This is a genomic window from Bacillus sp. IBL03825, from assembly GCF_024712505.1.
Lineage (GTDB): Bacteria > Bacillota > Bacilli > Bacillales > Bacillaceae_G > Bacillus_A > Bacillus_A wiedmannii.
The window spans coordinates 1-14,585 of the sequence record NZ_JAMXKE010000004.1; the positions used below are offsets into that span (position 1 = coordinate 1).

Annotated in this window: 9 protein-coding genes and 6 pseudogenes; 4 read left to right on the top strand and 11 right to left on the bottom strand. The window is 34.0% G+C overall.

Annotated features, from left to right (window positions below; all coding sequences use genetic code 11):
• Window positions 1-416: 416 nt before the first annotated feature.
• From NHG49_RS30980 to NHG49_RS31010, 6 genes and pseudogenes are all read right to left on the bottom strand, one after another.
• Window positions 417-821: a DUF6508 domain-containing protein gene (locus tag NHG49_RS30980; RefSeq protein WP_258127200.1), complete on the bottom strand. Its 405-nt coding sequence runs from the start codon at window positions 819-821 to the stop codon at window positions 417-419.
• A 649-nt stretch (window positions 822-1,470) separates the two neighbouring features.
• Window positions 1,471-1,629: pseudogene (locus NHG49_RS30985) on the bottom strand (IS4 family transposase); the annotation flags it as partial.
• 468 nt (window positions 1,630-2,097) lie between these two features.
• Window positions 2,098-3,033: pseudogene (locus NHG49_RS30990) on the bottom strand (RNA-guided endonuclease TnpB family protein); the annotation flags it as partial.
• A gap of 23 nt (window positions 3,034-3,056) precedes the next feature.
• Window positions 3,057-3,371: pseudogene (tnpA, locus tag NHG49_RS30995) on the bottom strand (IS200/IS605 family transposase); the annotation flags it as partial.
• A 56-nt stretch (window positions 3,372-3,427) separates the two neighbouring features.
• Entirely contained in the window at window positions 3,428-3,658 is a 231-nt protein-coding gene (locus NHG49_RS31000) for a hypothetical protein (protein WP_258127201.1), read from the bottom strand.
• 1,166 nt (window positions 3,659-4,824) lie between these two features.
• The gene (locus NHG49_RS31010) at window positions 4,825-5,052 is read right to left on the bottom strand and encodes a hypothetical protein (RefSeq protein WP_258127202.1); all 228 of its coding nucleotides are present in this window, start codon (window positions 5,050-5,052) and stop codon (window positions 4,825-4,827) included.
• Window positions 5,053-5,200: 148 nt separating this feature from the next.
• Between NHG49_RS31010 and NHG49_RS31605 the strand changes: the two genes are divergently transcribed.
• From NHG49_RS31605 to NHG49_RS31835, 3 genes and pseudogenes are all read left to right on the top strand, one after another.
• Complete coding sequence (locus NHG49_RS31605; RefSeq protein WP_308665816.1) at window positions 5,201-5,575, top strand: hypothetical protein; 375 nt, start codon at window positions 5,201-5,203, stop codon at window positions 5,573-5,575.
• On the top strand, window positions 5,572-6,039 hold the full coding sequence (locus NHG49_RS31610) for a tyrosine-type recombinase/integrase (RefSeq protein WP_308665818.1): 468 nt from the start codon (window positions 5,572-5,574) through the stop codon (window positions 6,037-6,039). Before NHG49_RS31605 ends, NHG49_RS31610 begins: the two co-directional genes overlap by 4 nt.
• 63 nt (window positions 6,040-6,102) lie before the next feature.
• A pseudogene (locus NHG49_RS31835) lies at window positions 6,103-6,948 on the top strand (DUF4158 domain-containing protein); the annotation flags it as partial.
• A gap of 73 nt (window positions 6,949-7,021) precedes the next feature.
• Here the strand turns inward: NHG49_RS31835 and NHG49_RS31030 are convergent.
• From NHG49_RS31030 to NHG49_RS31050, 5 genes and pseudogenes are all read right to left on the bottom strand, one after another.
• Window positions 7,022-8,452 carry an IS4 family transposase gene (locus NHG49_RS31030; RefSeq protein ID WP_258127205.1) on the bottom strand — a complete coding sequence of 477 codons (1,431 nt, stop codon included), beginning with the start codon at window positions 8,450-8,452 and terminating at the stop codon, window positions 7,022-7,024.
• Window positions 8,453-8,567: 115 nt separating this feature from the next.
• Entirely contained in the window at window positions 8,568-9,077 is a 510-nt protein-coding gene (locus NHG49_RS31035) for a DUF4367 domain-containing protein (protein WP_258127032.1), read from the bottom strand.
• Window positions 9,078-9,383: 306 nt separating this feature from the next.
• A pseudogene (locus NHG49_RS31040) lies at window positions 9,384-9,641 on the bottom strand (EamA family transporter); the annotation flags it as partial.
• A 147-nt stretch (window positions 9,642-9,788) separates the two neighbouring features.
• The gene (locus NHG49_RS31045) at window positions 9,789-11,216 is read right to left on the bottom strand and encodes a flavin-containing monooxygenase (RefSeq protein ID WP_258127216.1); all 1,428 of its coding nucleotides are present in this window, start codon (window positions 11,214-11,216) and stop codon (window positions 9,789-9,791) included.
• 510 nt (window positions 11,217-11,726) lie between these two features.
• Window positions 11,727-12,035, bottom strand: a complete 309-nt coding sequence (locus NHG49_RS31050) for a hypothetical protein (RefSeq protein WP_258127217.1) — start codon at window positions 12,033-12,035, stop codon at window positions 11,727-11,729.
• A 1,003-nt stretch (window positions 12,036-13,038) separates the two neighbouring features.
• Between NHG49_RS31050 and NHG49_RS31060 the strand changes: the two are divergent.
• Window positions 13,039-14,455 (top strand): annotated as a pseudogene (locus NHG49_RS31060) (IS4 family transposase).
• The last annotated feature ends 130 nt before the right edge of the window (window positions 14,456-14,585 follow it).

A 14,585-nucleotide genomic window follows, 5' to 3' on the forward strand; every position in this document is an offset into this window, starting at 1 on the left:
TTTTGGATAGATACGATATTTGTATGCTTTTCAATATTTCCTAGACCTCACTCAATACATTGCTTCTGTATTTCTCGACGAATACACGGTGATAATTTAATATGAACAATGAATGATTATTACTATCTAATTTAATTTTTATAACAACCTTTATAACTTATAAGAATAATTATATCAAAATATACGAAAAATAAAATGAAGTGCTTTTAGGCTATGCAAACCGGAATTCATCTCCCACCAACCGTTGGGGTATCCCCTTGCACACAATTAAGGAAGTAAATTCCATTTAGCTAGTTCGTCATAAATAAAAAATTTATTCAGAGGGCTACTCCTTATGAATTGTTCAAAAATCTAACTTAATTTAGGACCACAGTTATTCATGCCCTCAAAAATGGAGTTACACAAGAATAATTGTGCTATCCCTTATTTGCAAAATCCTTTAAGCGGAATAAAATTTTAACAATTTGTCTTCGATCAATCATATTAGCTAGATGTCCTTCACACCATTCTTCCCTACAAATATGATATGTTAATAATTTTCGGAGTGTCTCGAAACTAGCATTCGTTATCAAGTTTGGATATTTGATATATTTAGCGAATTGGCTTTTATTAGATATTCTTACAAAATCAACATTTAATAAAAACTTATGTTCTTTTAAATCTTTTTGAAATTGTAAAACTTCATTAGAGTAATGGAATGAACTTAAACCATTACTAGCAATATATGTTTTGTAAAATATATTACTAGAATCTTCAAAGTAATTTTTATATAGTAAAATTCTATTTATTGTAATTCGGTCTATATTAATGAATTTTTCCACCTATTCTCTCTCCTATTGTCCTAATTATATATGTCTTAAATCACGAGATATTGAGTATTTTCTCTTCCATGTATTAATATCAGAAATGGATAATGTTGGTTAATATGAAAATTTAGAAATACATACATTTGAATTGTATAAAATCATAGAAATGAAGATAATTACTACTATAAAGTATGCATATCTAAATTCTATTTAAATAATAGACTCCTATCTTAAACACTGTTGTAGCTGATATGAATTTAGTTTAATTAAAATATGTACTGTGCGCAAATTAGGAATAATCTTGGTCAAAAAAGAAATAATGACTATGTATATTTGTAATTAAGATTGTTATTTAGAAAAAACATATTCATTTCGGTTTTATAGAATAGTATTCTATACTCATAATATAAATATCCCCCGAAACAATTCATAAAAATAAAACAATATTTATCTTTTTTCGTCAGGGGACTCCTTTTTAAAATAGTAAAACATCAATTTTAGGCGGGCTTTTTTCTGTTTAAAAGTCCCAGTTAGGGGGGGCTGTGTACATGCCCATCAACTTAAGAGCGGAAACAAAATGAACTTTTGTTCAAACAAACTAAAAAACTATTTAAGCTTAAAAATGAGCATGCCAAATATATCTAGTTAGGTATCATTTTAAAAGTTATGCAGCTTTCTTTTGTTTTCCGAACCTATTATACTCATAGACAACACCCATAATATCAAAGACTGTCTTCTTCTCATATCTGTGAGAATTCCTACCATTTTTCTGTGGTAGGGTAAACAGGCGAATCAGAATCTTCGTTATTGCTTGGGTGTTTTTTGTGCGAAAAATAAGATTACTTTTAAAATTTTTTTAATTTATGTACGTTTGTTATTATTTATGATGTATTTACTTTCGTTATTTTACGAAATCCCTAGAAAGTATCCGAAAAAAGTTCTAACAAAGTTGTTAGAACTTTTCATTTATCTATTAATATATATATAAGAAATTTTTAGGAGTCTTTTCCATATGATGAACCATCCTCTATTACAAAAGTCAATAAAAATAAAAAATTAGGTACATGATTAATAATTGAGAGACACATGGTGGGTACATAAATGTTAGCATTTTGTACTTATTGTTTTTTCTAGGCTTTGGTGGAAGCAAGAGCTTCTATGCACTACTAGCTAATGTATTAAGGAGTGATGTGAACTACCCGCCACTTCACGTCCTAACGGACTGTTTGAAGTGGGGGCTTCTTAGTTAGTCGTTACTTTTGATAGCTAACGAATTTGTCCCAAGACAGCCGAGCGAAATGCCTTGTTCGCGTAGTTTATAAGCTAAAAAAGAAGTGAACATACCCCAACTATTGTCAGCGACACTTTTTCCAAAATGAAGTGATTGCGACATTCCTTTCATGCTTAGATCCTTAATAGCTACAACATCAAAATGAGTAGCTAACTTTTTAGACTCATGATGAAGGGAATTCTTACGTTGGTTAACTACTTTCTCCTGTAATTTCGCTACACGAATACGTTGTTTGTTCCAACGTTCTGAATTTTTAGTACGTTTTGATAATACTCGTTGTGCCTTTGCTAATTGGTCTAACATGTTACGATAAAACTTAGGATAATTGGCTTTCTCATCCTCAGAACTAACGTATAATCCCTCCATTGCAAAGTCTAGTCCAACAATTGTTTCTACTTCTTTTTGTACAATCTTTTTTACGTATTCAGTCAAGATGGACACATAGTATTTACCAGTAGGTGTCATAGGAATCGTACATGACTTGATCATATGGTCTTGTGGTATTGCTCGATGCTGTTTAATACGTACCATTTTCAATTTTGGCAACTTGATATGACCATTAAGCAACATAATATTTCCGTTTACTACATTCGTTGTATATGATTTTCTATCTTTTTTGCTTTTGAATGTAGGAAAGTCATTTTGACCACTAAAAAAATTCTTATAGGCAGTTTGCAAGTTTAGTTGAGCATTTGCCAAAGCTAATGAATCAACTTCTTTTAACCACTCAAATTCTGCTTTGTATTTCGCAAGAGTTGGTAGCTTTTGTTCCTTTAGTTTTTCCTTATCATCTTTGTATTTTTCGTACGCTTCTTTACGTTCAGCGAACATTCTGTTATACACGAAACGTACACAACCAAAGGGTTTACGCATAAGATATGCCTGTTCTTCAGTTGGATACAAGCGGAATTTATAGGCTTTATTATGCTTTGTCATATCATTTCACCTCACATTTCACCTTAATTTTCAATATATTTCTTTACCACGTCTATGGGTGAACCACCAGTAGTTAATAAGCAAAAACCTCTTGACCAAAACAGTTCTTTCCAAAGTTTCTTTTTTACTTGTGGAAAATCTCATTTAATGAGTCGAGAACTTGCACTCTTATAAGCATTGATGAATTTTGCCATTTCTGTATTCGGATGTGCCTTGAACAAAATATGAACATGGTCTACATCATGATTCCACTCATCTAATGTGATGTTATAGTTTTCAGAAAATCGCACAAACATGTCTTTTGCATAGTCTGACCTATCATTAACAAACACATTTCTTAACGTATCCTATGATTGGAGCAGTTAGCTTTGCTAGCTGCTCTTTTAACTTGCACCTAACCATGGATGCAGCAGTTATACAACTTTTCATCAATATGCTCTGTACGCTCATCATACTTAGCATTTTTTTCGCAAACTTTATGCACTTCTAGGACATTACTTCTTGCTGTAAAAATATCGTCTGAGCTTGTCAGGTAAATATAGAAGTGTCCTAATCCCACATTACGTACCATCGCTTTTCCTTTGCAATCTTGCTTCAATTTATTTCTTAGTGTTTCAATATACATTTATCACACCACTTTTCTACAAAATGAAAGTTTTGTTTTATTTCATTCATACTTGAAAATGACAAGCATATATTATAATACAATTGGAAATCCCTAAGATTCCCTTCTTAGGACATCTTTCTTAGAGCACATTGGCACATGTGCCCTGTTAACTTCACATGTATATTTATTTTCAAATGAAGTTTTTCAAAAAAATTTTTCTCAACACCGAATACGTGGAAATTCAACCTCTTTTCTGGTAATGTACTGGTAATACCCTATGTTTTTATCGTCTTTTAAATGATTTCTACTAAAAAGCTTTTTTGTTTAAATATGTTCACCTTTCACATGAGGCATGCATAGAATAAATGTACAAGACATAGTTTTTAATGGAACGTATACAAAGAGCACTTGTATACGTTTTTTTATTAATGAAAGTTTTTTACCAAATAGCTTTTTTGTTCGTATTTTTAATTTTTTTCGAATAAATTAATATTAAATCTTTGGACTGCAAGACCTTCTCTGGACTGTATTCTTTGAATCCCTTGTACATAGAGCCTATTAGTTGTAACAGGCTCTTTTATTTTCCTTATAATCTAAAACCTTCTTAACCCAATAACAATTCCGTGCACTTTTTTGTTGCTTTTTTAAAAAATTCATATGTTATATTTAGTACGTCCTTTAAAAAACAGATAGATTTATTATGTAAAAAGTCCTAGCCCCTTCTAGGACTTTTTACATTCGTGCGTGATAGGTACGGCTTTGATATCATCTCCACCTTTTCCCCCACCCAACACCGTACGTGCGACTTTCATCGCATACAGCGTCCCATCTTATCCTTTTGTACTAAAGTATCTAGATTACAAACTTTACGAAGTTCGTTTATTTGCTTCAATTGTTTATCATTCAATTGAAGCAATCTCATATATTTTCTAATCATCTCTTCCTTTTATGTATCTTCTTGTTATTTATAGATGTCACCACGCTTGCCAATTGGTTGTATGTATATTACTTTCTCGTCATAGTTTATTTCAAATAAAACCCGAAAGGTTCGCACCCTAAGTCGATAAAATTCCGTATAACCTTTCATCTCCCCTTCAGCAGGGATTTCCAGAAGCCCCTTTAATCCCTCAGCAATTCACTTTTGTACGGACTTCTCCTGCTTTGAAATAAACTTTAAAGCAGATTTATGGTAAATCAACTTGTAGTCTGAACTCACGTTTTACTCCCTCACCTGATACATATCCTTCTTCAATGTTTAATTGCTCCAGTTTTTGTTTAGATAAGAGCTCATCATCTGGTTCTGCACGATCAATCTTTTCCCAGTCTACAGGTTTTCGCTTGGAACGTTGAACAAAGAATTCTAAAAAATCAAATGCTACTTTTTCATCTTGGTGACCAAGACAATCAATCAATATAACTCTTATCTACAAACAGCCATATGCTACACCTACCCTCGGTATTTTTAATGTCCGCTAATCTAAGTGATCAATCAAGATTATTTCAACACAAGGAACATCTTTTATCTCAAATTTTATTTCTAGCTTATCTCTTGAAGGAAATTTGCATACAAAAACACTTACAGAATATAAAAGTGATCTTGAAGATTTTATATTCTGGTTTGAACATGTATGGGGAAATATCTCGGAAGAAACTTTCTTCCGGACAACTGAAATTACTGCTCGGACATTTGCAAGGTACCGAGAACACATTCAAATTCCCAAATCTCTAAATCCGGCCACAATTAATAGAAGAATAAACTCTATTAAGTGCTATTTTAACTGGGAGAAGGAGCAAGGAGTTATTCAAACGAATTATTCCAAGTCGATTAAATTTGTTCCAACAGTAAAGACGAGCCCAAAGCAAATGACGGTTAAAGAAAACGCTTCACTAATAATTCTGTTGAAAAATACGGAACACTTCGTGACAAAACCATGATTATTTTTATGCTTCATACAGGCCTTCGCTCCAAGGAAATTTGTGATGTCCAACTAGAAGATATTTTTATAAGAAAGCGTGGTAGCCATGTCATTGTTCGTTCTGGAAAACAAAATAAACAACGGGAAGTTCCCTTGAATAATACCGTTCGTTTAGCATTAGAAGAGTATATGGGACCAAACTATGTGCAGCAAGACTATTTGTTCCTTTCTACTAAAACAGGACAACGGCTACAAGAAAGAGCTGTTCGTCATATTCTTAAAAAATATATGAATTTTGCTAAACTGGAAGGATTCAGTGCACATGATCTACGCCATCGTTTTCATTATGTAATGACAGAACGTACACCATTACATCGTCTTGCACAAATTATGGGACGTGATAACTTAAATACTACGATGATTTATGTAAGAGCTAAGCAAGCTGATTTACGGGGAGAAGTAGAGAAAATCGCTTGGACTTAATACTAAATAGAATCTTACTAATTTTTTGATGCAGACTACTAAATGTAACAGGGGAAATGGATTATGCCTGTAGATTTTTTAACGCCTGAACAAGAAGCCTCAGACGGTTGTTTTAGTAATACCCCAACATCAAGAGCAATTAGCGAAATATTTTTAGCTAGACGATAAAGACAGAGAACTTACTTGGAACCGCCGAGGTGATCATAACCAACTCGGATTCGCTGTGCAATTAGGAACCGTTAGGTTCCTAGGTACATTTTTATCTAATCCTACAGATGTTTCACAAACGGTCATCGCATATATGGCAGACCAACTAAACCTAGATGTACAACGTTTTTCATCTTACACGAGTAATCGGCGTCAATGGGACCATATGAACGAAATACGTTTTACTTATGAGTATAGAGATTTTACAGATCAGTCTGGACATTGGCGCTTAATTAGGTGGTTATATGCGCGCATGGTTGTATAACGAGCGCCCAAGAATATTATTTGATTTAGCTACGGCAAGATGTATAGAGCAAAAGATTCTATTGCCGGGAGTATCTGTATTAACAAATTTAGTAGCAAATATTTGGAATCGTGCGTCAGAACAGCTTTGAAGGAAACATGCTGGCCTTTCCGGTAAGGAGCAGCGCAAAAAGCTAGATAACCTTCTTCAGTCGGATCCGAAAACAAAGAAAACTCATTTAGAGCATTTGAGCAATGCACTGGGATACATCTAGAATTCCTGTTAAAAGGATGCAACAACTCGCCCAGCATGCATCACAAGCAATTGCTAGAATGAATGATGAACGTCGTATAGCTATGTTAGTCGCATTCACTAAATTCTATACACAAAATGCTCAAGATGACGTTTTTGATATTATGAATCGCTATTTGACAGATTTATTTGCTAAAACCTATAGGGGTCTCACCACATCGCTATCAAGCTAAGCTTATACAAAGTCAATTTTAGGCGAGATTGTTTCATTTTTTTGAATTAAGCCGCTTGATTATCAGACATGGTACAATTGTAAACGACACCTAATATATCAAAGACTGTTTTCTTCTCATATCGATGAGATTTTCGCCCGTTTTGCTGTAGGAGATTGAACAGGCGAAGTAACACCCTTGATAGCTCTTGGGTGTTTTTTTGTATAGTTTGGAATAGAAGAAAAAAATAGTCTTTAATCATATATATGGCTTTATACTCACTAAGCTCTCGTTTTTTCTTCATGAGGAGCAATTGGCGCATCTGAAACATGATAGAAGAACAGAGTAGAATGGCAATCAACTGACCATATAAATGGCACTCCAATCTTTCTGGTTTTATCTTTTTACAATGATGGATTTGAAAGAATGACTTCCACGTTTTAAATAAAATTTCGATTTGCCAACGCAAAGAATACCAGTCATGTACCTGTCCCATCGGGACAATGTCTGTAGGGGTGTTTGTCATATATACATTGATACCACTGAGTCGTTTACTACGAGGAGAATACTTCATTCCTTTCTTTTTTTCTCTTACAGCTTGATCTTGTAATCGTTTTTGTTGCTGTTGTTTTGTTAATCGATGAAAAATTACACGAGCTGGCACTTTATCAATCATACCTACATAAGCATCAGCTATTTCACATGTTTGTCCTGGTTGAAGAGAGTTCATTACCGTCTCCATATCTATCTGTATATACTCTGTACCTTTCTTGATTCTTCCATCTTGAAAATAATCAGGGTTAGGATTTTTTTGATATATACGTGTATTCGACTTGATACGAGAGATATAGTAGGCCTCTTTATCTTGTATATATTGAAGGTCTTTTAAATGAAAATAACCTAAATCTCGGATACATAAATCATTCGCTGTCACAGTTGGTGCACACAGAGAGCCGTAAGTGCGATCATGTTGTTTACCTGGACCTGTATGAATATGTAGGAACTGTCCACTTAACAAATCATACTCAAGTTGAATTTTTATCCCAGCTGTATGGCTGCATCCTCCTGCACCTGGATAAACCGATGAAAATACATCCGGGAGTTGAAATGCCGTTGAATCTAAAATACGAATACGCTTGAAAACAGAAGTGTATGGAGAAGAAATTGGTATAGATGTGGCCAATTTTTTGCTTAGTAGTTCGGCTAGTAGGTGTTGTAAAAGTTGGACGGCCGCCTTATTAAACCGTTGATTCAGTCCCTCAGGACTGATGAGTACTTCTGTTGATGCTTCTAAACAGCTAGATAACTGAGTTAAAGAAGTCATAGTTACATTTTGGCTCACCCATACACATAAAGCTACTAAATCTTTTGCTTGGTATTTACTGGTTCGTTGTACAAAACCAACATCTCTAGCAAGATCCCGCAAGGTATTTGGAGATAAAAAACTTTGAATCTCTTGAGCAAATAGTTGTAATTCGTCAGACACAGAAACAGACATAAAAAACGCCATCCTTTCCTATAATTCTACAGAAAGGATAACGCCTTTTTTGCTTTATGGATAGTGCAAAACCTTAGCTTTATAGCGATGTAATGCTACCCTATATACACCTTTTTTATATTTTCTTCATTGATTTAGCGATTGTAATTAATTCTTCTTTAGAAATTCGTGAACTAAACAATGTAATTATTGTTCCGTCTTGTACCCAAGTTAATTGACCACCCTTAACATCTTTAATTCTTTTTGTCGGTATTAAGGGATGAAATACACCATCTATATTTTTTACTTTTACCCTTTTCTTATGATTACCAGATTGAATATCATTTCTTTTTGCTGTTTTTTCAATAACCGCAACTTTTAATTTGGTACCAGTTCTATCTAGAAAGTGTATTTGTACTTTTCCCATATTTTCATGTACATGCTTTGGATATTTTAATTCAACTTTCCAGTCTTTTGCAATCTCAGTAGGAATGAAACAATTAAAAGATGTTTTCCCTTTTAATTGTTTCACAGAAAAAGTTTTATTACTCATTTCAGTACTTTCAGCGTAAATACTAGTAACAGAATTACTACATATTGCAAATAAAAAAAGTGATATAATCACTTTTAAAAAAATATTTTTCATGTGTTTTCTCCTAATTGAATAATTTTTACTAGTAGTATTAAGTTTCCTTGGAATTTTTACTCTTTTTTAAAGAAGGGGTTCAGCCGTGATATACACGTTATCTTGACTAAGAAAATACACGTATCTCGGTCGAACCCCCTTATAGCGTGATTGGGTTCCATTGCTACACAAACCCCATGCTCATCAACTTAAGAAAAATAAACGCCCTAAAACGAAAAAAATGAGCTGACTTCTCAAAGTAACTACCTGTAGAGAAAGAAAATTTTCGTTTAGGGGGTACTTCAAAACCTTAGCTTGATGGAGATGTGTCTGTAACCCCAAAAAGAGAATCGTATTAAAGAATGCTGAAATACAATATTTCGACCACTTTTCACGCCAGTTGATCCTGTTCCTCATTTTATATATGAGAGCTGCTAGTATAAGGCCCCCAATCACAGCACGCATACCTGCAAATAATAACGGGGGCGTATAAGGCACAGCCATTTTATAGATTGGCCAACTTCCACCCCAAAGAAAGATTAACAATAATAATGCACACGTCGATTTTGTAAGGACTTTCCCCAATTGTCTATCCTCTCTTCAATAGTTGAATAGAAAACTAAGTCTATATTTCGAATTAGGCTTGAACTCTCCCCCCCACCATTAGATTCTAGCCTATGTTAAGGGAAGATATCTGCACCCTTTTATTTATCTTTATCCATATCGAAAAAATTATCTTACTTCAGAACCCCTATTTATCCATTCTCCAACAAATTCAGTTTCATTATAAGAATAGAAGTTTTTCAGAATCACCTCACGATTATCAGAGAACAGCTGGTCTGCCACAGCTGAAACTAGTCTAGGTATCCCATATCTCATTCCCGGAAGCGAAGATGCTGAGATACCACAGCTAACTACAGCTGAATAGTTAAAAGCAAAAAGCCCATGAAGAAGCTTTGTATCCTTTTTGTCCCGGCATGTGAAAGTAAAGCCAGGGCCAAGGTAAGGATATGCATCAAGCTTACGGTTGGCGATCTCAGCAGGCGCATTATAATAGTCGTCCCAACGTGCAATATGGCGTTCGAAAAGCTTTAACTCTGGACGTAAAGAATAATCAGTCACAAGACCAGTGGAAATGATTAGAAAATCAAAAGTAAAATTACCTTGTGGAGTAGTGACAACAGCATTCTCAGCTTCATGCTGTACGTCAAGCCATGGTGCACCTAAGTGTAATCTAAAGCCGGGATATGAAGCTGCACGTTCAAATGTGTCATTTGTAGGAGGTTGATGCTTAAAGTAATGAGCCATAACGGAATATTTATCAGCATCAGATAGAACATGAAAACGTTCAATTAGACCTGATACCCCCATTTGTCGCATTGGGTTAATGCGTGGCATCTCCGTGCGGCGAACAAACACATGAGCCGAACCCACACCTTCAGATAATGCAAAATTCGCATTATCAAAAGCTGAGGCCCCACCGCCTAAAATTGCTATCTTCTTGGCTTTAAGGGCCTCAAAGTCAATGTCTTCTGAGGTGTGTGCATAGAGGTGACGAGGTAATGTTTCGGAAATCATAGATGGTACGTGCCATTCCCCTCCGCCTTGAATACCAGTGGCTAAGATAACCTTGCGGGCCAGTAATGTATTAGAAGATGCTCCTGCTCCTTCAATATGCAGTCGATAAACATCTTCCCCTGCAGGCTCAATAAGCTTCATCTTTACCTCATTAACAACAGGTAAATTAAGAACCTTTCGATACCAACGTAGATAGTTCATCCAATCGTTCCGCGGAATCTTATCGATGTCCTCCCAACTTTTTGGTCCAAATTGCGCTTCCCACCAGGAGCGAAAAGTCAGAGAAGGCACTCCAAGATCAATGGATATCAAATGTTTAGGCGTACGCAATGTCATCATACGAGCGTAAGTTACCCATGGCCCTTCATATCCTTCAACGTTTTCGTCGATGATAAGGATATTAGATATTCTTTCACGCAAAAGCCCAAAGGCCACACCTAAGCCACACTGGCCGCCTCCTATAATCACTGTATCGTAGACATGCCCCTCAGGATGGTGGGTTGGGCATACCCAATCCTCTCCCCCAAATGCAAGATAAGAAAGATCCCTTTTTACTTGTTCATTTAAAGCTTCTAAACTCATAATTTTTCATTCCTTTCAATATATGACTTATTAACTTCTGAACTAATCGTTAAGTTATTCTTTACTTTATCTGAATGGCGGCTTTTTCTTACACCGTCTTATGAGCAGCATTGATCGATTTCAACAATTTTATTAAGATTTTCTGAAATCATCGACATTTCCTCACCTCCATAATTTTACAATACTATACCCCTCTATGGTATGTAAAGGACTTTTAATAAAAAGTTTAAAAATAGGTGTTTGACGAAGAATTTTTTTACTTAGAATTTCCCCTTGACTGAAGTGCATCCTTCTATTGTGGAAAGCATACCCCATACCCATCAAGCTAAAATTTTAAAGTATCCCCTAATCGAAAAAACACCTCCATTGAATTTGCATAATTAGTATGCGAATTCAATGGAGGTGTTTTTTCATGTACCACTATTCTGTTTTACTTCATCATATCATTGTGAAAATCGACTTTCTAAATAATGATTCTCTTCTTAATACTTCCTTGCTTCTTTATATAATTTATCTAGGATGAATAGTAATATTGGTCGAGAACAATTCTCCAGCACGTTCTGTATGTGTAGCATTTTTGTATAGTTGAACATGTACGAATGTAACTTCACTTTGATCTCCAAGATATGTTTGCCCTATTTTTAATGATTTTAATGGTGTGCTAGAGGAAAAGTATCCACTGTTTTTTGGATTTTTTTCATACACAGTGCGATCAGTATAAACCCTGGCTTGACAATCAGTTCCTCCCGCTGTTACTTTATACCATCCTCCTACTGCTGCTTTAGTTTTACCGGATGTAATAAAAAATCCACTAGACATTAAACTAATACCAATACTAGTTTTGTTAAATGTTTCAAAACCCTCACTCCTTTTATTTTATTATATAAAGATTAGTATATTTATTATGTTATATGGATAAATTTGGTGCATTTATAAATTTTATTCTGAATATTAAGTTTATAAATAGTATATTGTGCGACATTTTGACTCGACCATATACATAAAGCGACTAAATCTTTTGCTTGGTATTTACTGGTTCGTTGTACGAAATCAACATTTCTAGCAAAATCTCATAAGATATTGGGAGAATGATAGATTTGTTTTTTTATAGTTTTGCTGTGTATGAAAAATATAGAAAGTAGCTAAATAAATTTTTATACGACATTCTTTAAAAGAATGATTTTGCCAATAAAAGAGTCAGTTTATTCACCGAGATTGTGATTTTAAGATGATTATCTTTTCTTTTGTGTGTAATCCACCGTTCGATGTCTTCTAGAGCTTAATAGAGGTCACCATACATGCCCATCAACTTAAGAATTCAGAATTACCCCAAAATGAAAAATGAGCTTTTTTGTTACAAGTTAGTACAAAATGACAGTATTTCTTGCACCAAAATCAACAAAAGTAATTAAATGTAAAAAATGGTTAAAAATAAAAACGTATATTATTATATATAGAGTTAAAAATTAAAAGTGGCATTTGGAAGGGAATAGTTATACATGCAAATAATAAAGGGGAAGCTATTTTTTTAGCATTATAATGCTTATTATAAGTCTTGTTGATTTTAGAACATGGTTACATCCTTTTTTATTCTTTACCTTCGGACTATTTTTCCTTATTAATATAGTAAATACTCTTAAGAGAAAAGGGCGTAATTCAAATTTTAAATTTGATTCTCAAATGCTTATATTTTATAAAGTATGTTAGTGTTTTTTTAATAGGGGTCACCTTCCATCACCATCAAGTTAAATAAATTTGTATCCATATAGCAAAAAAATCGCTATTCTTTTTGTAGAAATATACAGAAAGGATGGCATTTTTTATGAATCTTGCGATTCAAGATGAATTACAACTATTTTCTAAAGAACTGTGCCGTCATTTAACCCCTTCTCTTTTAGAAGAACTCGCAAAAGAATTAGGTTTTGTAAAAAGAAAACGAAAATTTTCAGGAAATAAATTAACTACCATTTGTATCTGGGTAATTCAACGTACAGCGAACGATTCCCTCTAGCCAATTACACGCAGCAACTGGCACGCTTATGAATCCAGAAGGACTCATAAGCGCTTTGATAGGAAAGCTGTTGAATTTTTGAACTATATTTTTTCTGCTTTATGGAAAAACAAACTTTGTGAAACATCGACCATTTCAAGCGCGGCGCCCACGTATTTTCAACGAATTCGTATTTTAGATGCGACGATTTTCCAAGTACCAAAACATTTAGCTCATGTATATCCTGGATCAGGTGGTTGTGCACAAACAGCGGGTATAAAGATTCAATTAGAATATGACTTACACAGCGGACAGTTTCTAAACTTCCAGGTAGGACCAGGAAAAAAATAATGACAAAACATTTCATACGGAGTGCTTAGTTACCTTACGACCAGGAGATTTATGAATTCGTGATTTAGGTTATTTTTCATTGGAAGACTTAGATCCAATGGATCAACGTGGTGTGTACTATATATCAAGACTGAAATTAAACCATACGGTGTATATGAAAAAAACCGTTTCCGGAATACTTTCGAAATGGGACAGTAAAAAAGCAATCACAGTATATCCAAATTGATTTAGAGTACATTATGAACAAGTTAAAACCAGCACAAATATATGAAATAAAAGAAGTATATATTGGAAAGGGACAAAAACTATTCACACGAGTGGTTATCTATCGATTAACAGAAAAACAACTTCAAAAACGACGAACTAAGATTGTTGAAAAAGAAAAATCAAAAAATAGAACGTACTCAGAGAAAAGTAAAATGGTGCGGGATTAAATGTGTATGTGACGAACACATCTTGGGAATGGGTTCCGATGGAACAGGTACATGAGTTATATACTTTGCGTTGACAAATAGAGATTATCTTTAAAACATGGAAATTACTCTTTAAAATAGACCATTATCGTAATGTAAAACAGGAACAATTAGAGTGCCAACTATATGGAAAGCTAATCGCTATTTTCCTGTGCTCCTCTACTATATTTAAAATGCGTCAACTGCTTTTACAAAAGAAGAAAATAGAATTAAGCGAATATAAAGCAATAGGGATGATCCAAGATTATTTATATCTTCTGTATCAAGCTATACAGAAAAACATCCACGAAATAACAAAGATTCTAATCTACATACTACAGAAAAGCGGACGGAAATCTCATAGGTATGAGCAGAAAACAGTATTTGATATTATGGGTGTTATCTATGAATATAATGGATTTAGAAAACAAAAGAAAACTGCATAATCTTTAAAAATAATACCTATTTAGGTTTATTTGGTATGCTCATTTTTAAGGCGAAAAAGTGTTTTAAGAGTTTTTATATTATTTGAATGCAAGTTCATTATATTCCCGTTCTTAAGTTGATAGGTATGTA